This window comes from Verrucosispora sp. CNZ293 (genome assembly GCF_002754655.1).
The window spans coordinates 164,248-184,056 of record NZ_PEFR01000001.1 but is presented as its reverse complement, the minus strand read 5'-3'; the positions used below and the strand labels follow the sequence as shown (position 1 = coordinate 184,056).

Here is a 19,809-nt window from a genome sequence, read left to right as displayed (position 1 = left end):
CCGCTGGCACTCAGTGGCCGAGCATTCACGCCCACCGCTTGGAGCTGTACAAATGGTTACTATGGTCAGCTCGCCCACCGATTCCAGAGCAGCGGACCCGCGCGCCGGCACCGTTGTCGAGGTGGCCGACTTCGATCGCCTCATCGCCAGCCGAAAGGCGGTCGTCGGCATCATCGGGCTCGGCTACACCGGCTTGCCGCTGGCTACCGGTTTCGCCGCGGCGGGCTTCTCAGTGGTCGGTCTCGACACGGACGCCCAGAAGATCAACGCCATCGTCCGGGGCGAGTCCTACCTGCCCGACGTCTCGGACCTGGAGCTGGAGGAACTGCATCCACTGTTGTCGGTAGGAACGTCCCCGGCCGCGATGGCGGCGGCAGACGCCGTGGTCGTCTGCGTCCCGACACCGACCAGTCACGGCGTCGCCGACCTCTCGCACGTCGACGCCGCCCTTGCCGTGGTGGTCCCGCACCTGCGACCGGGGACGCTGCTGGTGTTGCAGTCCACCATTCCGCCGGGAACCACGTCCGCTGCGGCGCGCCGGCTCACCAGCGAGGGTGGCATACGCATCGGCACCGACCTCTACCTGGCGATGGCTCCGGAGCGGATCAATCCAGCGAACGCCGACGGCTGGCGGATGACCAACACGCCCAAACTGGTCGGCGGCCTCACCCCCGAGTGCACCCGCCGGGCCACCGTGTTGTTCGAGCAGGTCTGCGAGCAGGTCCATCCGGTCTCCAGCCCAGAGGTCGCCGAGCTGGCGAAGGTCTTCGAGAACACCTTCCGGCTGGTCAACATCGCCCTGAGTCTGGAGCTGTCCGACCTCTGCCGGCACCTGCGGATTCCGGTCCGGGAAGTCATCGACGCGGCGGCGACCAAACCGTACGGCTTCCTCGCGCACTACCCGGGTCCCGGTGTCGGCGGTGAGTGCATCCCGGTCGATCCGCTCTTCCTCCAGCCCCTGGCGCAACTGGCGGGCACGGACCTCAGCCTGGTCCAGGCCGCACACCGACGGATCACCGAGCGTCCGGGGCAGGTCGTCGACCGGATCGTGGAGCTCGTCGCGGCCGGGGGCGGAACGATCCAGCAGGCCCGGGTGCTGATCGTCGGCGTCAGCTACAAGGAGGGCGTCGCCGACCTGCGCAACGCGCCGGCCCTGGACATCATCCGGGCGCTGCGGCACCGCGGCGCGCAGGTCAGCTACTACGACCCGCTGGTGCCGTCGATGGTCCTCGACAACCAGGTTGTGCCCGTGGCGTCCTGGACGCCCACGGAACTCGCCGCACAGGACTGCGTCGTGCTGGTGACCCCGCACAACCGCATCGCGGCGGACCCGCATTGGAGCGCAGCACCGCTGGTGCTGGACACACGCAACGTCCTGACGCCGGCCGACAACATCGAAATCCTGTGACGCCGGCCTGCCGATCCCTGCCCGTGGCACCGGCCGGACTCGACGATCTGTGCGGCGAGCCAACCGCCGTCACCGCCGCCGGACCCGACTCGCGTTGACGCAGTCACCACTACCCAGCAAGGAGTTCCGCATGCATCTCGACGACATCGTCGCGGCGAAGCGGTCGGCCTGGACAGGTGCGCGAGCGCCGGTGTCGAAGGCGGGCGGGCGTGCCACGCCCGCCCGTCCCGGCACGTTCGCCGCCGCCCTGAGCGGTACCGACGTGGGCATCATCGCCGAGGTCAAGCCGAAGTCGCCGTCCAAGGGCGACCTGCTGCCCCTGACCGAGGCGCTGCCGCTGGCCCGGACGTACGCCGGAGCCGGCGCCGCTGCGGTGTCCGTCCTGGCCGACACCGCCTACTTCGGCGGCTCGCCGGACCTGGTCGCGCAGGTCGCCAACGACCCCGAGGTCACCGTTCCAGTGCTGTTCAAGGACTTCCTGGTCGACGTACGGCAGGTGCAACTCGCACACGACTGCGGCGCCGACGCGGTGCTGGTCATCGTCCGGGCGGTCGACGACGCCCTGCTCGCCGACCTCCTAGCGGCCGCCGACGATCTCGGAATCGACGCGCTTGTCGAGACCTTCACCGAGGAGGAGGTGGACCGGGCCGTCCGGGCCGGCGCCCGGATCGTCGGCGTGAACAACCGCGACCTGCGCACCTTCGCGGTCGACCTGGACAACTCGACGCGGCTACGTCGGTTGATCCCGCCCGCCGTGCTGACGGTCAGCGAGAGCGGTCTGCACACCCCGGCCGACCTGGCCCGCATCGGTGCGCACGGCTTCCACGCCGCGCTGATCGGCGAAAGCCTGCTCACCAGTGACGACCCGGCGGACAAGCTCCGTTCGCTACGCGGTGTCCGGATCGTGCAGGCTGTGCGATGAGCGGGTGGTTCGGCGGGTACGGCGGCCAGTTCGTGGCGGAGACGTTGGTGGCTCCGTTGGAGGAACTGGAGGCGGCGTACCAGAAGGCCCAGGCCAGCGAGGATTTCCTCAGCGAGCTGGACGACCTGTTGAACAGGTTCGTCGGGCGACCCACCCCGCTGACCAGACTTCGCAGGTTGGGGGTCGAGACCAACGGCTGCACCCTCTGGCTCAAGCGGGAGGACCTGACCCACACCGGCGCACATAAGATCAACAACGCGCTCGGGCAGGCTCTGCTGGCCCGGCGCATCGGCAAGCGGCGCATCATCGCCGAGACCGGGGCGGGCCAGCACGGTGTGGCCGTCGCGGCGGCGTGCGCTCATCTCCAGCTCGACGCGACCATCTACATGGGACGCGTCGACGCCGAGCGGCAGGCGCCGAACGTCCAGCGGATGGAGTTGCTCGGCGCCGAAGTGCGTCTGGTCGACAACGGCACGGCGACCCTCAAGGACGCCATCAACGAGGCGATCCGCGACTGGATCGCCCACCCCGACTCCACCCACTACCTGCTCGGCTCGGTGGTCGGGCCACATCCCTTCCCCACGATCGTGCGCGGCTTCCAGTCCGTCATCGGTCGGGAGGCCCGACAGCAGTTCCTGGACAGCGTCGGCGATCTGCCCGACGCGGTGGTGGCCTGCGTCGGCGGTGGCAGCAACTCGGTCGGGATGTTCAGCGCGTTCCTCGACGACCCGGTACGCCTGATCGGCGTACAGGCGGCCGGTGAGGGGCTGGGTCCGGGCGGCCGGCACGCCGCACCGCTGCTCTACGGCGAGCCCGGCGTGCTGCAAGGTACCCGCACCTACCTCCTCCAGGACGACGACGGACAGATCCTGCTGACCCACAGCGTGGCACCGGGACTGGACTACCCCGGCGTCGGACCGGAGCACAGCTACTTCAAGGACACCGGCCGGGTCGAGTACCGAACGGCCAGCGACGAGCAGGCGCTCGCCACCTTCGCGCTGCTCAGCCGCGCCGAGGGAATCATCCCCGCCCTTGAGTCCGCACACGCGGTGGCGGGTGGGCTCGAACTGGCTGAGGAACTGCCGCACGGCAGCAACATCCTGGTGAACCTCTCCGGACGCGGCGACAAGGACCTGGTCAGCGCGCTGGCAGCGATACGCGAACGGGATGGAGCAGACCGGTGAGGCGACTTGAGCACGCGTTCGCGGACAGCCAGCGCGAAACCGCGCTTGTGGCATACCTGACCGCCGGCTACCCGAGCCTCGACGAGACCGTCGATCTCGTCGACGCCGCCTGCGCGGCCGGTGCCGACGTCATCGAACTTGGCGCACCGTTCTCCGACCCGCTCGGCGACGGTCCGGTCATCCAGGCCACCACCCAGCAGGCGTTACGCGCCGGCGTGACGGTGGCGGCGACGCTCGACCTGGTGGCCAAGGTGCGGGCCACCGGCAACGACGTGCCGATCATGCTGATGGGTTACTGCAACCCCTTCCTCCGGTACGGGCTGCCGAAACTCTTCGCCGACGCCGCATCGGCCGGTGCCGACGGCTTCATCGTGCCGGACCTGCCCGCCACCGAGAGCACGGACTGGCTGGTGGAGGCGGAACGGCACAACCTGGGCCAGGTCTTCTTCGCCGCTCCGGGCAGCAGTCCCGAGCGGCTGCGCCGCACCGCGCGACAATCCCGCGGATTCCTGTACTGCCTCGCCGACAACGGGGTGACAGGTGTCCGGGACCGGCTCGCCGACGGGCTCGACGCCTACCTCGCCCGGGTCCGAGCCGCGGCGACCACGCCCGTCGCGGTGGGCTTCGGCATCTCGCGACCGGAACACGTCGCCGCCCTGCGGGGCAAGGTCGACGGCGTCATCGTCGGCAGCGCGCTGCTCAAGCGAATCGGGGCGGCCACCACCCCGCAGCAGCGGATCGCGGAGACGACCGCCCTGATCAGTGAGCTGAAGGAGGCGTGCCGATGAGTGCTCCGACGACGACCTCCACCACCGCGGTGCCGTTCTTCAGTGGCGCGGCGTCGATCCGCCGGGACTGGGCCGGGCTCGCCGCCAGGCTGCGTACGGTCACCGACACGGGACGGTTCACCTTCGGACCGGTGGGCGAGGAACTGGAACGGGCGATCGCGGAGCGTACCGGCGCCCGGCACACGGTGGCGGTGAACAACGGCACCGACGCGCTGATCATCATGTTGCGGGCGGCGGGGATCGGGCCGGGCGACGAGGTGATCGTTCCCGCGTACACCTTCTTCGCCAGCGCCTCCTCGGTGCTGCACGTCGGCGCCAGGCCGGTCCTTGTCGACATCCAGCCCGGCTCCTACGCGTTGGACCCCGAACGGGTCCGCGCCGCCGTCACGGATCGGACCCGGGCGATCATGCCGGTGCACCTGTTCACCCAGATGGCGGACATGGTGGCGTTGGGCGAGGTGGCCGACGAGCACGGCCTGCAACTGCTGGAGGACAGCGCCGAAGGCATCGGCATGCACATCGACGGCCGGCACGCCGGCCGCTGGGGTCGGGCCGGGGTGCTCTCGTTCTTCCCCACCAAGACGCTCGGCGCCCTGGGCGACGCGGGCATGCTGCTCACCGACGACGAGGATCTCGCCCGCACGGCACGCCAACTGCGCTGCCACGGTCAGCCGAGCGACGGCTCCTACGAATACCTCGAACTCGGCTACAACAGCCGATGCGACGAGCTTCAGGCCGCGTTCCTGCTGTGGCGGCTGGAGTCGTTGGACGCGGAGATCGCCCGGCGGGCGGACGTGGCGGCGCGCTACGACAAACGGCTCGGCGAACTCGCGCCACTGGTACGCACCCCCTGGCTCGCTCCTGCCGGCAGGCAGAGCAACCTCGTCCACTACGTCTACCTGATCGAGTGTGAGCGACGTGACGAGCTGGTCGCGTACCTGACCTCTCACGGCGTGGGCACCGAGGTGTACTACCCCCGGCCGCTCACCGAGCAGCCCTGCCTGATCACCCGGGCCGGGGTGGACCAGCCCGTACCGGTCGCGAAGGCGGCCAGCCAGCGGGCGGTCGGACTGCCGATGTATCCCGACCTGACCGACGAGCACGTCGACCGGGTCTGCGAGCTGATCCACGAGTTCTACCGGGAGCGACAGTGACCATGGCAGTCCCGTACTTCGACTACCCCACCCGGTACGCCGGATGGACCGAGGACGTCCTGGACGCGGTCCGGGAGGTCGGCGAGTCGGACGAGTTCATCCTCAAGTCCCGGGTCGCGGCCCTGGAAACGGCTGTGGCGCGGCGAACCGGCGCCGCCGAGGCCATCGCGGTCGCCAGCGGCACCGGCGCGTTGACGGTGATCCTCACGGCGATGGACATCGGCCCCGGCGACGACGTGGTCACCCCCGCCTTCTCGTTCATCTCCTCGGCCAGCACGGTGGCGCTGTGCGGTGCCCGTCCGGTCTTCGCCGACGTCGACTACGACACGGCGATGCTGACCGTGGCGACCGTCGAGGCCGTCCGCACCACGGCGAGCCGGGCTGTCCTGCCGGCGTACCTCTTCGCGAGCAGCCCCGACATGCCGGCGCTGCGGGCACTTGCCGACCGCCACTCGATGCGCCTGATCGAGGACAGCGCCGTCGCGCTGGGTGGTCAGGTCGCCGGCCGACCCGCCGGCCGCCACGGCGACGCCGGGGTGTACTCCTTCTTCCCCGGCAAACCGCTGGGCGGGATCGGGGACGCCGGCATGATCGTCACCGACGATCCGGAGCTGGCCACCACCTGCCGGATGCTGCGCAACCACGGTCAGGACCTGAAGGTTCGGTTCCTGCACCACCTGGTCGGCTTCAACAGTCGGATGGACGAGGTCACGGCGCTGTTCCTGCTGCGCCGGCTGCCGCACCTCGACCAGTTCCTCGCCGAGCGTCGCCGGCTGGCCCGCCAGTACGGCGAGCTGCTGCGCGAGGCCGCGCCCGTCGTGCTGACGCCCACCGGAGACCTCACCGGGCAGGCCGTCTACACCTACGTCGTACGCGCGCCACAGCGCGACGACCTCCGCTCGTACCTGGCCGGACGCGGTATCGAGACGAAGGTCTACTATCCCCGGCCGCTGCACCTGCAACCCGCGTTCCGGCACCTCGGCCACGGGCCGGGTGACTTCCCGGTCGCCGAGCGCCTGTCCCGCGAGTGCCTGGCGCTGCCGTTGCATCCGGAACTGCCCGCCGGAACCGTCGAGCGGGTCGTCGAGGAGATCGCCGGCTTCTACCGGCAGGGCGCATGACAGCGGTGGGGATCTGGGCCAGCCGGGTCTGCGGCATCGGTGACGAGGCCGCCCCGGGCCTGGTGAGACAGCTCGACGTCCACCGCGACCTGGGCATGTCCGGGGTGGAGCTGCGTACGGTCGACGGTCGGGGTCTGCACGAGCTCGGCACCGACGAGGTGGCCGACCTGCGTCGGCAGATCGAGGCCAGCGGTCTGCGGGTACCGGTGCTGGACACGCCGATCGGCAACTGGTCCACCACCGTCGCCACCGACCTCGACACCGAACTGTCGATCCTGAACCGCACCGCGACTGTCGCGCACGCGCTGGGCTGTCGGTGGCTCCGGGTCATGTCGTACCCCAACGACGGCTGGCCGGACGACGCGTGGGCCGCGGAGTCGCTCCGGCGCATGCGGTTGCTGGCCGACGAGGCGGGCCGGCTCGGAGTCGTGCTGCTGCACGAGAACTGCCAGGGGTGGGCGGGGGCCTCCGCCGCCAACACGCTGCGCATGCTCGACCACGTCGACAGTCCGCACCTCAGGCTGATCTTCGATGTGGGCAACGGCCTGGCGTACGGCTACCAGGCCGAGGAGTTCCTCGCGCAGGTGCTGCCCTGGGTCGAACACGTCCACATCAAGAACGGCCACCGAGACCCGGACGGCCAGGCCCGGTTCACCCTGCCCGACGCCGGCGAGCTGGACCTGGCCGCCTGCATCCGCCGGCTGGAAGCGGCAGGCTACCGGGGCTGGTACAGCCTGGAACCACACGTGGCGCACATTCCGCACCTGCAGGTCTCGGGCGACCCGGAGCAGCTGGAGCAGAGCTACCGGGCCTACGCGACGGGCTTTCGCGACATCGTCGAAGGGGCAGCCCAGCCGTGACAGCCTGCTGGACGCAGACCGACCTGGACTGGTTGCGGCAGTTCATGGCGGTGGACTCGGTGTCGCCGTTGGAGGGCGGACGGATCGCCGCCACCCGGCAGGCGCAAGAGGTGTTCCTCGCCGGTGCGTCCGCGCGCGGCTTCCAGGTCCGCCACTACGACAGCCCGCCCGCGCAGAGCATGACGTCCGGGGAGATCCCGATGCCGGTCCGGCGGGCGCTGGAGGCCGCCCCCGACACCTTCCTCGATGCCCAGCCCTCCCTGGTGGTGGCCATGGGAGACCCGGCACCACCGGAGCGACGGCTGGTCATCAACTTCCACGTCGACACCGTCGGCCCGCACATCGAGTCGCGCCTCGACGGCGACATCCTGCACGGCCGGGGCGCCGTCGACGACAAAGGACCCGGGGTGGCCGCCGCGGTGGGTGTCGCCGCCGCGTTCGCGGATGATCCCTCGCTGGCCCGACGCATCGAGGTGATGCTCACCAGCGTGCCGGGTGAGGAGGGCGGCGCGATGGGTGTCCTCGGCACCCGATGGCTGGTGCAGCAGGGCTACACGGGTCGACTGATGCTGTTCGCCGAGCCGACCGGCGGCCTAGTCATGGACGCCTGTACGGCGGCGATGACCCCGCGACTCCGGGTGCTCGGCGAGGGCAGCACTGACGACCATCCCGCCGACGCGCACAACGCCACGGTGGCGCTGGGTTTCCTCGCGGATCATCTGGTCCGCGCGGTCGGCCCCCGGGCCGCCGCCCTCGGCGCCAAGCTCTGCGTCGCCGGTCTGCACACCGGGACCGCGCACAACCGGGTCTACGGCGAGGGCGAGTTGCTGCTCAACATCGCCTACCGGGACCAGGTCAGCGCGGAGACGCTTGTGCACGAGCTGGAGCGGGCGGTCGAGGAGGCCCGTGACGTCTTCGCCAAGGCACACCTCGGCAACCCGTTCACCGCCCGCCTGGTCGACGACTGGGATCGGGTGGTGCGGTTGGACTGGCTCAAGCGAGGACTGCCGGTGCTCGACAACCGCGACCCCGAGATGGAAGACCTGCTCGCCGCGGCGGGATTCCCCCGCCACGACGGCCTGGCCGACGGCAGCGCCTTCACCTGCGACGCCATCTGGGCCGGCGGGCCCGGCCGGTACGTCGCGGTGTGCGGACCGGGCCGGCTCGACGAGAACGGCGCGCACACCGCAGCCGAGTGGGTACGCGTCGACGACCTGGCGACCTACGCGAGACAGATCCGCGACCTCGTGGTGCGTTTCGGCGCCCACGTGCCGACACAGTAACGGGAGAGACATGGCCAACAGCGTGACGGTCGAGCACACCCAGCTCACCACCTTCGTACGGACGGTTCTGCTGCGGTGTGGACTCGACGAGCCGGCGGCGACGACGGCCACCGAGGTCATCTGCTACGCCGACATCCACGGCTTCACCACCCACGGCACCAACGCGCTGGCCGGGATCTACGCCCCTCGCCTGCGCAGCGGGAGCATCCGACCCGACGCGCAACCCAAGGTCGTGGTCGAGACCCCGACCACGGCCGTCGTCGACGGCGACAACGGCCTGGGAGCCGTCACGATGGTGACCGCCGTCGACCTGGCCGCGGCCAAGGCGCGGGAAATCGGCCTCGGCATGGTGACGGTACGCAACAGCAGCCACTTCGGTAGCGCCGGCTACTACGCCAGCCGGGTCGCCGCCAGCGGGCTGATCGGGATCGTCATGTCCAACTGCGGCGCTCAGGGTGTCGTCCCACCGCTGGGCGGTGTCAAGCGGCTGCTCGGCACCAACCCGCTGAGCGCGGCGGTGCCGGTCTCGCACGGTGCGCCGTTCGTCCTGGACATGAGCGCCACAGCCGTGGCCACCGGCAAGATCCGGGCGGCCCAGCGCGAAGGACGACCGGTCCCCGAGGGCTGGCTGGTGTCCGCCGACGGGTCGACGACCACCGACCCCGACGCGTACTTCGACGGGCACGCCGACGTGGCCTGGCTGGGCGGCACCGCGCAGACCGGTGGCGCCAAGGGGTACGGCCTCGCGCTGCTTGTCGACCTGTTGTGCGGACCGTTGGCCGGAGCCGCGTACGGGCCCCGGCCGCAGGCACTGACCGAGACCGAACCGGCCGAGGACGTGAACATCGGCCAGGTCGCCCTCGTGATCGACCCCGCCGCGTTCGGCGTCGCGGACGGTTTCCCGACCGAGACCCGCGCGCTGTTGGACACGGTGTCGTCGTCGCCCGCCGCACCCGGACAGCGGGTGACCTACCCGGGGGCTCCGGAGGCGGAGCGGGCCGCGACGTCGTACGCCGAAGGGATCCGACTCCCGCACCACGTCGCCGTCCAGCTGGTACGGCTCGGTGCCGAACTCGACGTGACAGTCCCGGTCGCGCTGGCTGAGGTGGGACCGGCATGAGGATCGGGGTCATCGGCCTCGGTGTGATCGCTCCGTACTTCCTGCGGGCCATCGAAGACGACGAGCACCTCACGCTGACCGCCGTCTGTGATCGCAACGACACGAAGCTCGTGGACTTCGCCGACGGCAGCCGTGACGTCGCGACCTACACCGACCACCGCGAACTCCTCGCCTCGGGTCTGGTCGACGCGGTCGTGTTGACCCTGCCGAACGCGGTGCACGCCGAGGTCGCCGCCGACGCGCTACGCGCCGGGGTGCACGTCTGCTGCGAGAAGCCGATGACCGTGCATCTGGCGGACGCACACGAGCTGACGGCGTTGGCGCGGGAGTCCGGCCGGACGCTGTTCACCGCCTTTCACCGGCGGTACAACCGCAACGTGGCCGCGCTGCGCCTCGGAGTGGGCGATCCGGACGCCATCGAGCGTCTGGTGTGCCGCTACTCCGAGCGCATCGAGGAGCACACCGGATCGGAGGCGTGGTACCTCGACCAGGATCTGGGCGGCGGTGGCTGTGTCATCGACAACGGCCCGAACGCGCTGGACGCGGTCCGCACGATCGTCGGCGACCTGGAACTTGTCGACGCCACGATCGGCGATGTCCGTCGTGGGGTGGAGTTCTGCGCCGAACTCCACCTGCGCTCCGTCAGCGGCGTGCCGGTCACCGTCGAGCTGGACTGGGCACTGCCGTCGGGCGAGGTCAAGGACATCACCGTGTACGGAAAGGACGGCTCGGTCCGGTCGGCCGACATGCTGGCCGGATTCTCCGGGTTCAAGTCCTCGCTCGACCACGAGTACGCCGCGATCATGGCGGACTTCCGGCACGTGGTGTCGCTCGGTGACGCGTACACCGATGCGGGTCCGGACATCGTCGCCCTCGTCGAGCAGGCGTACGCGCTCGCCCGGCGCAAGGAACCACGGCTGCGTACGCCATCGAAGCGACCGACGATGGCGCGGTTCGTGAAGCTGTTGTTCCACAGGCGCGACGAACGCGGCATGACCATGTCGCCGTGGCTGTCGCGGTGTGTCCGACAGGGCGAGATCCACGAGTTGGTGACGACCACGGACCAGCCGACCCGGCCGGGTGACCGGGTGGACGCGGTCGGTTTCCTCGGATTCGCCGAGTTCAGTACGGCCACCGTCGTGCAGCGGGGCGACGTGGTGGTCTGCAACGGGCAGCGGATCGGCACCGTCGCCGGTTTCGACGAGTGTCACTGGCCCAACCACTACAACATCCTCATCGACACCGAACGCATCATCACGGCCGAGGACCTAAGCTTGCAGGTCGGCGATTCGCTGCAACTTCTGGAGGCTGTGCGATGACTGCTCAGGCGCACCTGCCCATGGCCGAGGTCACCGTTTCCCCGCCGGTCGCGGCAGCATTTCCCGATGTCAGGGTGCTCTGTGTCGAGGCCGAGGTGGGCGGTGGTGACGCCATCGCACGCGAGGTGCAGGAGCGTTGGACGCAGCAGCACGGCCGGTGGCACGGGGTGGCGAAGGCGGAGATCCGCGCACACCCGGCGATCGACGCCTACCGACGCTTCTCGCGGCAGATCGGCGTGGACCCGGACCGCCAGCCGCCGTCGATCCAGGCACTTGTCGAGCGTGGCCTGCGGACGAAACCGCTGGGCAACTGGCCGAAGATCAATCCCACTGTGGACGCGGTGAACGTGACGGCGGTGGCGACAATGGTCGCGCTCGGCGTGTTCGACGCGGAGCGGCTCTCCGGTCCGGTCCGGCTGGCCCTGAGTCAGGGCGGCGAACGCCTGCGACCGATCGGTGCCCAGGAGGACGTGGCGGTGGAGCCGGACCGGCTGATCCTGGCCGACGACGCTCGGGTGCTGTCGCTCTTCGCCCACCGCGACGGCGTTCACCAGGCGGTGCGGGCGGACACCCGCCGGGTGTTGCTGCTCGCGTGCGTGGTGGACGGCATCGCCCCCGATCAGGCGGCGGACGCGCTACGGCAATCCGCCGACCTGCTCAACCTGCGCTGACCGGCGGCTGGCCGGCCGCTGTCCCCCGTGGCCGGCCTCCCCGCCGCCGGGTCGACGCCGGGGAGGGAGCATGCCCAGGCTCACGCCCGCCCCGACCAGGACGGCGCCGAGCAGGACCTGCATCGACAGGTCGGTGGTGCCGATCCCGGCCGCGATGAGGGTGGCAGCCACCGGGACGAGGCCGGCCAGCAGGCCGGCCCGGTCCACTCCCAGCGACCCGACGGCCGCGTACCACAGCGCGAACGCCACGGCGGTGACGAAGACCGCGAGGAAGGCCAGCGACAGCAGCTCCACGCCGGTGGGCACGGTGGCGACGTCGCCCCGCTCGACGAGCAGGGCGGTCACGGCCAGCATGACGCTGGCCAGCGCGCAGGTGTACGCACTGACCCGCACCGGCCCGAGCCGGGGCAGCAGCGGGACGGCGAGCAGGGAGAAGAGGCACTCACCGGCCAACGCGCCGAGGGACCACAGCACGCCCGGCAGACTGAAGTGCCCCCCGCCGAGGACGGTGCCGACTCCGACCACCACGATCACCGCCGATGCCGCCACGAGCGGCGACGGCCGACGACCCGCCAGCAACGGCCCGACGATGGCGAGCACCAGCGGAGCCGCCCCGACGATGGCTCCGAGCACCGGAGGGTCGGTGTGCCGGGCGGCCTGAAGCAGGCACACGTTGAACGCTGCCAGACCGGTTGCGGCGAGCAGGACGAGTCGTGCCCAGTCCGACCGGCCCACCCGGACCCACGGCAGCCGGCGCAGCCACAGATAGCCCAGCAGCAGTAGAGCCGCGGCCGCGTAGCGCCACGCCTGACCGGTCAACACCGGATAGTCGGTGAGCAGCGGGCTGACGGCAGCGGAACTGCCGACGAAGGCCATCGCGAGCGCCCCGCTGATCAACCCCGTACGGTAACCGGTCACAGCCATTGCGTGAGCATAAGACCTCGGCATTCACGGCGATGACCCGCGGCGTGCCGGGACGGCGGGCTCACCCCCCGCCGCGCCGGTTACGCAGGGCGGCGAGGGCCTCGGCGAGGATCGCCTCCCCCTCGGCGTCGGTACGTCGTTCCTTCACGTACGCCAGGTGGGTCTTGTACGGCTCGGCCCGGGTCCGGCCCGGCGGATCCTGGGCGTCCTGGCCGGCGGGCAGCCCGCAGCGGGGGCAGTCCCAGACGGTCGGGGCCGCCACGTCGGCGACGATCCGGATGTCGGTGCGGTGCCCGTTGCGGCACCAGTAGCTGACCGACCGGCACGGGACCGGCTGGTGGCGTTCGGGGGACGTGGGGGCGCGGACCCGACGCGGGCGCCCCGGATGACGTGGCCGTTCGGCACGGCGCTGACTCCTGTCGTCGGAGGGGACCGCCGTCGACAGGGGTGGACGGCGGGCGACGCGGTGCAGCGGGTGAAACGGACTGCGCGCGGCCCGTCGGGTGACGGACCGCGCGCAGATTGTACGCCTGTGGGGTCGGATCAGACGCCCGTACCTACCTCAAGCCGGAGCCAGAGACCGAGCCCGATGATGCAGGCGAACCAGACGATGCCCACCAGAACGGTGTAGCGGTCCAGGTTCTTCTCGGCCACCGACGAGCCGGCCAGGCTGGAGCTGACGCCACCGCCGAACATGCTGGACATTCCACCGCCCTTGCCGCGGTGCAGCAGGATGAGCAGAACGAGCAGGAAGCTCGTGATGACCAGCAACACGATCAACGTGTAGGCGAACCAGAGCGGCATGGCGGGGGTCAGTCCTCTCGTTACGATCCTCGCCCGGGCAGATCGGGCACGGCGGCACCGACCGGCGGACGGGCGGAGTCAAGGATAGCGAGCGATCAGCCGGTGATGTGCTCCGGGAACCGGCAGATCTTCGCGAACTCCTCGGCGTCCAGGCTGGCGCCGCCCACCAGGGCACCGTCCACGTCCGGCTGCGCCATGATCGAGGCGACGTTCGAGGACTTGACCGAGCCGCCGTAGAGGATCCGCACCCCGTCGGCGGTGGCCTGGTCCACGGTCTCGGCCAGCCGGGCCCGCAGCGCGCCACACACCTCCTGAGCGTCCTCCGGCGTGGCCGTCTTGCCGGTGCCGATCGCCCAGACCGGCTCGTAGGCGACAACCACCCGCTGGATCTGCTCCGGGCTGAGCCCCTTGAGGGCCGCGTCGAGCTGGTCGGTGCAGTGCGCCACGTGGGTGCCCTGCTCCCGGACGTCCAGCCCCTCCCCCACACAGAGGATCGGGGTGAGCCCGTGGGTCAGCGCCGCCTGCACCTTGGCGCCGACGAGCGCGTCGTCCTCCCGGTGGTACTGCCGGCGCTCGGAGTGCCCGACCGCCACGTACGTGCAGCCGAGCTTGGCCAGCATCGCGCCGGAGATCTCCCCGGTGTACGCGCCGGAGGCGTGCGGCGACAGGTCCTGCGCGCCGTAGCCGATGAGCAGCTTGTCGCCCTCCACCACGGTCTGCACCGTGCGCAGGTCGGTGAAGGGTGGCAGCACCACTGTCTCCACCTCGGTCAACTGCTTCTCGGTGAGGCTGGCCGCCAGCTTCTGCACCAGCAGGTTCGCCTCAAGGTGGTTGAGGTTCATCTTCCAGTTGCCGGCCATCAGCGGCCGGCGGGGAGCGCTCGCCATCAGTTCTCCAGAGCCGCGATGCCGGGGAGGGTCTTGCCCTCCAGGTACTCCAGGGACGCGCCACCGCCGGTGGAGATGTGCCCGAAGGCCTTCTCGTCCAGCCCCAGGGCCCGTACCGCGGCGGCCGAGTCACCACCACCGACCACGCTGAACGCGTCCGCCCCGGCGATCGCCTCGGCCACCCCACGGGTGCCGTGCGCGAACGCGGGCATCTCGAACACGCCCATCGGGCCGTTCCAGAAGATCGTCCGGGCGCCCTTGAGCGCTGCGGCGAAGCCGGCCACCGTCTTCGGGCCGACGTCCAGCCCCACCCGCTTGCTGGGGATGCCCTCGGCCGGCACGGTGTCGTGCGCGGCGTCCGGGGCGAACGCGTCGGCGGCCACCACGTCGACCGGGAGCATGATCTTGCCCTCGGAGCGCTCCAGCAGGTTGCGGCAGGTCTCCACCATCTCGGCCTCCAGCAGCGAGGAACCGACCTCGTGACCCTGGGCCTTGAGGAAGGTGAAGCACATGCCACCACCGATGAGCAGCCGGTCGACAGTCGGCAGCAGCGCCTCGATCACCGCGAGCTTGTCGGAGACCTTCGACCCGCCGAGCACCACCACGTACGGCCGCTCGGGGTCGCCGGTGAGCTGCGAGAGCACCTCCACCTCGCGCAGCACCAGCCGGCCGGCGAAGTGCGGCAGCCGCGCGGGCACGTCGTGGACGCTTGCGTGCTTGCGGTGCACCGCGCCGAACGCGTCGTCGACGTACACGTCACCGAGGGCGGCCAACTGGTCGGCGAAGGCGCCCCGCTCGGCGTCGTCCTTGCTGGTCTCCCCCTTGTTGAAGCGGAGGTTCTCCAGCAGCGCCACCTCGCCGTCGGCGAGCGCCGCCACCGTCGCCTGGGCGGACTCACCGACCGTGTCGGTGGCGGCGTGCACGGTCGTGCCGAGCAGTTCACCGAGCCGCCCGGCGACCGGGGCGAGGCTGAACTGCGGGTCCGGCGCACCCTTCGGCCGGCCCAGGTGGGAGCAGACGACGACCTTGGCGCCGGCCTCGGTCAGCGCACCGAGGGTCGGCAGCACCGCCCGGATGCGGCCGTCGTCGGTGATGTCGCCGGTCTGCTTGTCGAGTGGGACGTTCAGGTCGGCGCGCACCAGCACGCGCCGACCCGAGACCCCCTCGGCGAGCAGGTCGTCGAGGTTACGGATGCTCACAGCGAGCTACCCACCAGCTTCACCAGGTCGACCAGGCGGTTGGAGTAGCCCCACTCGTTGTCGTACCAGCCGACGACCTTCACCTGGTTGCCGATGACCTTGGTCAGCGGCGCGTCGAAGATGCACGACGCCGGGTCGGTGACGATGTCGGCGGAGACGATCGGGTCCTCGTTGTAGGTCAGGATGCCCCGCAGCGGGCCCTCGGCGGCGGCCTTCATCGCGGCGTTGACCTCGTCCACCGAGGTCTCCCGACCGACGGTGACGGTGAGGTCGGTGGCGGAGCCGGTCGGGATCGGCACCCGCAGCGCGTACCCGTCGAGCTTGCCCTTGAGGTCCGGCAGCACCAGGCCGATGGCCTTCGCGGCACCGGTCGAGGTCGGCACGATGTTCAGCGCGGCGGCCCGGGCCCGACGCAGGTCCTTGTGCGGCGCGTCCTGGAGGTTCTGGTCCTGGGTGTACGCGTGGATGGTGGTCATCAGACCCTGCTGGATGCCGAACGTGTCGTGCAGGACCTTCGCCATCGGCGCCAGGCAGTTGGTGGTGCAGGAGGCGTTCGAGATGATGTTGTGGCTGGCCGGGTCGTACTGGCCGTCGTTGACGCCCATCACGACCGTGACGTCCTCGTTCTTCGCCGGAGCGGAGATGATGACCTTCTTGGCCCCGCCGTCGATGTGCGCCTTGGCCTTGGTGCCGTCGGTGAAGAAGCCGGTCGACTCGATGACCACGTCCGCGCCGACGTCGCCCCACGGCAGCGCCGCCGGGTCCTTCTCGGCGTACGCCTTGATGGACTTGCCCCCGACGGTGATCTCGTCGGCGGTGGCCTTGACCTCCTGCGGGAGGCGACCCAGGATGCTGTCGTACTTGAGCAGGTGGGCGAGCGTCGCGTTGTCGGTCAGGTCGTTGACGGCCACGACCTCGACGTCAGCGCCGGACGCCAGCACTGCCCGGAAGAAGTTACGGCCGATCCGGCCGAAGCCGTTGATGCCAACCCGGATGGTCACAGGTCCCATCTCCTCGCGTTCTGGTCCGCCGGCGTGGAGACCCTCGGCCGGCGAAGCGGTGTGCGCCGACCGTTGGAGCCGGCCGTTGACGGTTCATCCCGGCCACCCCGCCGCGGTCCGAGGGACCTGACCGCCGTCGAGGCGGTGGGTACGGCGGGAAACACCGGTGCCGGCCCCCTTGCCGTACGCAGCGACCATATCCGAGCGTGCCGAGCCACGCTGCGCCGGGTGGTCGCCCCACCGTCCTATCAGACCACGAGCATGTCGGGCGTGACGGCCGCTTCGGTATCCGGGATGCCCAGGTCCCGGGCGCGCTTGTCGGCCAGCGCCAGCAGCCGCCGGATCCGCCCGGCGATGGCGTCCTTGGTCAACGGCGGGTCGGCAAGCGCGCCAAGCTCCTCCAGCGACGCCTGCCGGTGCTCCAGCCGCAGCCGACCGGCCGAGGTCAGATGCTCCGGCGCGTCGTCGGCGAGGATCTCCAACGCCCTGGTCACCCGGGCCGCCGCGGCGACCGCCGCCCGGGCCGAACGCCGTAGGTTGGCGTCGTCGAAGTTCGCCAGCCGGTTGGCCGTCGCCCGGACCTCGCGCCGGACCCGACGCTCCTCCCAGGCCAGCACACTGGAGTGGGCACCGATGCGGGTGAGCAGCGCGGCGATCGCGTCGCCGTCCTTGACGACCACCCGGTCGACGCCGCGTACCTCCCGGTTCTTGGCGGTGATGCCGAGCCGCCGCGCCGCGCCGACAAGCGCCAGCGCCGACTCCGGCCCGGGGCAGGTGATCTCCAGGGCGCTGGAGCGCCCCGGCTCGGTCAACGAGCCGTGCGCCATGAACGCCCCCCGCCAGGCGGACACCGCGCAGCAGACGCTCGCGGCCACGACGTGCGGCGGTAGTCCCCGTACCGGCCGGCCACGCACGTCGAGCAGCCCGGTCTGCCGGGCCAGGGCCTCACCGTCCTTCACCACCCGGACGATGAAGTGGCTGCCCTTGCGCAGCCCACCGGAGGCGAGCACATGGATCTCGCTCGGGTAGCCGTAGACCTCGGCGATCTCCCGCCGCAGCCGCCGGGCCACCGCGCCGGTGTCGAGTTCGGCCTCCACCACCACCCGCCCGGAGACGATGTGCAGCCCACCGGCGAACCGCAGCAGCGCCGCCATCTCCGCCCGCCGGCAGCAGGGCTTGGGCACGTCGACCCGACTCAGCTCGTCCTTGACCGCAGCCGTCATCGCCATTGTGCGTCCCCTCACGGACCGGTTCCGGCGTGTCGCCGGAGATTACGTACGTGTCTAACGATCGGCGCCCAGTACAGGCACCAGGGCGGCGCCCAGAGCAGCCGGATCATGACGGGGAGTGCCGTCGTCGACCGCGACGGGAGCGAGGACCAGTCGGGCTCCCAGGGATTCTGCCGCACCGTGGACCGGTTCGGGGTCACCCACCGCCTTGGCGTCGGCGAGCACGAAGTCGACGGTCAGCTCCGGCAGGTACCAGCGCAGCGCCACCAGGTGGTCGGCGACGGAGAGCCCGAGCGTCTCCTTCTCGGCGGCCAGGTTGAGAGTGACGAGTCGTCGCGCCGGGCTGGCCAGGATCGCCGTGGCCAACTGCGGCACCAGCAGATGCGGCAGCACGCTCGTGTACCAACTGCCCGGCCCGAAGATCAGCCAGTCGGCGGTGCCGATCGCGGCGACCGCCTCCGCGCACGCCGCCGGAGCCTGCGGGGTGAGCCGCAGCGACTCGACCCGGCCGGTGGTGACCGCCACCTGGTGCTGTCCGCGTACGGTGCACACCTCGTCGGGTCGGCCCGGGTCCGCCCCGCGTACCCGGGCCTCGATGTCGACCGGCTGACGGGACATCGGCAGCACCCGGCCGACCGCACCGAGCATCGCCCCGGCGTGCTCCAGCGCCGCCACCGGGTCGCCGAGTGACTCCATCAGGCCGCAGAGCACCAGGTTGCCCACCGCGTGTCCGGCCAGCCCGTCACCCCGGCCACCGGCCGCGACCTCGGCGAACCGGTGCTGGAACAGCCCGGCGCTGCGTCGGGTGGCGGGATGGTCGCCGGCCAACGCCACGAGTGCCTGCCGCAGGTCGCCGGGGGGCAACCCGCCCCGCTCGGCACGCAGCCGGCCGCTGGACCCGCCGTCGTCACCGACGGTCACCACAGCCGTGATGTCCAGGTCCAGTTCGGGAGCGCAACGGCGCAGCGCGCGCAGCGAGGCGGACAGACCGTGCCCGCCGCCGAACGCCACCACCCGGATCGTCATTCCCGCCCCAGGTCGCGGTGCTGGGCGTTGGCCGCCAGCCCGGAGCGGCGCAGCCGGGCCGCCAACTCCTCGGCGATCGCCACGCTGCGATGCTTGCCACCGGTGCAGCCGACCGCCACGGTCAGGTACCGCTTGCCCTCCCGCTCGAACCCGGCAGTGGTGGCGTTGACCAGGTCCGCGTACGCATCGACGAAGGCGTCCGCACCCTCCTGCCCCAGCACGTACGCGCTCACCGCCTCCTCGCGCCCGGTGTGCTCGCGCAGTTCGGGCACCCAGTACGGGTTGGGCAGGAACCGGGCGTCCATCACGAAGTCGGCGTCCGGTGGCAGGCCGTACTTGAAGCCGAAGGAGATCACGGTCAGCCGCAATCGACGGGCGTCCTCCCCGCCGAACAGCTCCTCGACCCGCCGGCGCAGCTGGTTCACGTTGAGGTGGCTGGTGTCGATGATCACGTCAGCCTGGTCGCGGGCCTCCTCCAGCAGACCCCGCTCGACGGCGATGCCGTCGGCGAGCCGGCCGTCGCCCTGCAACGGGTGCGAGCGCCGCACGCTCTCGAACCGGCGGATCAGCACCTCGTCGTCGGCGTCGACGAAGACCACCCGGGGTGCGTAGCCACGCTCCTTCAGCTCCCGGATCGCCTCGGCCAGATCGGTGGAGAAGGCCCGGGAGCGCACGTCGAGCACCATCGCGGTGCGCCGGGCCGCCCCACCCGCCTTCACCGCCAGCTCGGCCATGTCCAGCAGCAGGGCCTGCGGCAGGTTGTCGACGACGTAGAAGCCGACGTTCTCCAGCGCCCGGGCCACGGTGCTGCGGCCACCGCCGGACAGGCCGGTGACCACGACCAGTGTGGTGTCCGTCTCGGCGGTCGCCCCGGTCTGCTCACCGGGAACGCCCGTACGGTGACCGGTC

The 19,809-nt window shown here is 71.0% G+C and carries 20 protein-coding genes; 11 read left to right on the top strand and 9 right to left on the bottom strand.

Features of this window, described 5'->3' with window-relative positions; translation table 11 throughout:
* The first annotated feature begins 121 nt into the window (after positions 1-121).
* The 11 genes from CLT74_RS00820 to CLT74_RS00770 all read left to right on the top strand — a co-directional run bounded on the left by CLT74_RS00820 (position 122) and on the right by CLT74_RS00770 (position 11,830).
* Positions 122-1,408, top strand: coding sequence for a nucleotide sugar dehydrogenase (locus CLT74_RS00820; protein WP_158240161.1), 1,287 nt, complete (start codon positions 122-124; stop codon positions 1,406-1,408).
* A 130-nt stretch (positions 1,409-1,538) separates the two neighbouring features.
* On the top strand, positions 1,539-2,330 hold the full coding sequence (locus CLT74_RS00815) for an indole-3-glycerol phosphate synthase TrpC (RefSeq protein WP_099844825.1): 792 nt from the start codon (positions 1,539-1,541) through the stop codon (positions 2,328-2,330).
* Complete coding sequence (gene trpB, locus CLT74_RS00810; protein ID WP_099844824.1) at positions 2,327-3,514, top strand: tryptophan synthase subunit beta; 1,188 nt, start codon at positions 2,327-2,329, stop codon at positions 3,512-3,514. Before CLT74_RS00815 ends, trpB begins: the two co-directional genes overlap by 4 nt.
* Positions 3,511-4,302 (top strand): tryptophan synthase subunit alpha, encoded by a 792-nt coding sequence (trpA, locus tag CLT74_RS00805; protein ID WP_099844823.1) that lies wholly within the window; start codon positions 3,511-3,513, stop codon positions 4,300-4,302. Before trpB ends, trpA begins: the two co-directional genes overlap by 4 nt.
* Positions 4,299-5,456, top strand: a complete 1,158-nt coding sequence (locus tag CLT74_RS00800) for a DegT/DnrJ/EryC1/StrS aminotransferase family protein (RefSeq protein ID WP_099851063.1) — start codon at positions 4,299-4,301, stop codon at positions 5,454-5,456. The genes trpA and CLT74_RS00800 overlap by 4 nt, the downstream gene beginning before the upstream one ends.
* A gap of 2 nt (positions 5,457-5,458) precedes the next feature.
* On the top strand, positions 5,459-6,577 hold the full coding sequence (locus CLT74_RS00795; RefSeq protein WP_099844822.1) for a DegT/DnrJ/EryC1/StrS aminotransferase family protein: 1,119 nt from the start codon (positions 5,459-5,461) through the stop codon (positions 6,575-6,577).
* Complete coding sequence (locus CLT74_RS00790) at positions 6,574-7,437, top strand: sugar phosphate isomerase/epimerase family protein (protein ID WP_099844821.1); 864 nt, start codon at positions 6,574-6,576, stop codon at positions 7,435-7,437. Before CLT74_RS00795 ends, CLT74_RS00790 begins: the two co-directional genes overlap by 4 nt.
* The gene (locus CLT74_RS00785; protein ID WP_486581874.1) at positions 7,434-8,720 is read left to right on the top strand and encodes a M20/M25/M40 family metallo-hydrolase; all 1,287 of its coding nucleotides are present in this window, start codon (positions 7,434-7,436) and stop codon (positions 8,718-8,720) included. The genes CLT74_RS00790 and CLT74_RS00785 overlap by 4 nt, the downstream gene beginning before the upstream one ends.
* Positions 8,721-8,730: 10 nt before the next feature.
* Positions 8,731-9,840 (top strand): Ldh family oxidoreductase, encoded by a 1,110-nt coding sequence (locus CLT74_RS00780; protein ID WP_099844820.1) that lies wholly within the window; start codon positions 8,731-8,733, stop codon positions 9,838-9,840.
* A complete protein-coding gene (locus CLT74_RS00775) occupies positions 9,837-11,159 on the top strand; it encodes a Gfo/Idh/MocA family protein (protein ID WP_099844819.1) in 1,323 nt (440 codons plus the stop codon). The genes CLT74_RS00780 and CLT74_RS00775 overlap by 4 nt, the downstream gene beginning before the upstream one ends.
* Positions 11,156-11,830 (top strand): phenylalanine--tRNA ligase beta subunit-related protein, encoded by a 675-nt coding sequence (locus tag CLT74_RS00770; RefSeq protein WP_099844818.1) that lies wholly within the window; start codon positions 11,156-11,158, stop codon positions 11,828-11,830. Before CLT74_RS00775 ends, CLT74_RS00770 begins: the two co-directional genes overlap by 4 nt.
* Here CLT74_RS00770 and CLT74_RS00765 read toward each other — a convergent pair.
* The 9 genes from CLT74_RS00765 to rapZ form a co-directional block, all read right to left on the bottom strand.
* On the bottom strand, positions 11,795-12,754 hold the full coding sequence (locus tag CLT74_RS00765; RefSeq protein WP_099844817.1) for a DMT family transporter: 960 nt from the start codon (positions 12,752-12,754) through the stop codon (positions 11,795-11,797). The genes CLT74_RS00770 and CLT74_RS00765 overlap by 36 nt on opposite strands.
* Positions 12,755-12,815: 61 nt before the next feature.
* The gene (locus tag CLT74_RS00760) at positions 12,816-13,199 is read right to left on the bottom strand and encodes an RNA polymerase-binding protein RbpA (protein ID WP_486582681.1); all 384 of its coding nucleotides are present in this window, start codon (positions 13,197-13,199) and stop codon (positions 12,816-12,818) included.
* Positions 13,200-13,297: 98 nt separating this feature from the next.
* Entirely contained in the window at positions 13,298-13,558 is a 261-nt protein-coding gene (gene secG, locus CLT74_RS00755) for a preprotein translocase subunit SecG (protein ID WP_099844816.1), read from the bottom strand.
* A gap of 95 nt (positions 13,559-13,653) precedes the next feature.
* Positions 13,654-14,445, bottom strand: coding sequence for a triose-phosphate isomerase (gene tpiA / locus CLT74_RS00750; protein ID WP_099844815.1), 792 nt, complete (start codon positions 14,443-14,445; stop codon positions 13,654-13,656).
* On the bottom strand, positions 14,445-15,644 hold the full coding sequence (locus CLT74_RS00745) for a phosphoglycerate kinase (RefSeq protein ID WP_099844814.1): 1,200 nt from the start codon (positions 15,642-15,644) through the stop codon (positions 14,445-14,447). Before CLT74_RS00745 ends, tpiA begins: the two co-directional genes overlap by 1 nt.
* Positions 15,641-16,645 carry a type I glyceraldehyde-3-phosphate dehydrogenase gene (gap, locus tag CLT74_RS00740; protein WP_099844813.1) on the bottom strand — a complete coding sequence of 335 codons (1,005 nt, stop codon included), beginning with the start codon at positions 16,643-16,645 and terminating at the stop codon, positions 15,641-15,643. The genes CLT74_RS00745 and gap overlap by 4 nt, the downstream gene beginning before the upstream one ends.
* 248 nt (positions 16,646-16,893) lie before the next feature.
* The gene (gene whiA / locus CLT74_RS00735; RefSeq protein WP_093401454.1) at positions 16,894-17,874 is read right to left on the bottom strand and encodes a DNA-binding protein WhiA; all 981 of its coding nucleotides are present in this window, start codon (positions 17,872-17,874) and stop codon (positions 16,894-16,896) included.
* A gap of 54 nt (positions 17,875-17,928) precedes the next feature.
* A complete protein-coding gene (locus CLT74_RS00730; RefSeq protein ID WP_099844812.1) occupies positions 17,929-18,900 on the bottom strand; it encodes a uridine diphosphate-N-acetylglucosamine-binding protein YvcK in 972 nt (323 codons plus the stop codon).
* Positions 18,897-19,745, bottom strand: a complete 849-nt coding sequence (rapZ, locus tag CLT74_RS00725) for an RNase adapter RapZ (protein ID WP_099851059.1) — start codon at positions 19,743-19,745, stop codon at positions 18,897-18,899. The genes CLT74_RS00730 and rapZ overlap by 4 nt, the downstream gene beginning before the upstream one ends.
* Between the last annotated feature and the right edge of the window lie 64 nt (positions 19,746-19,809).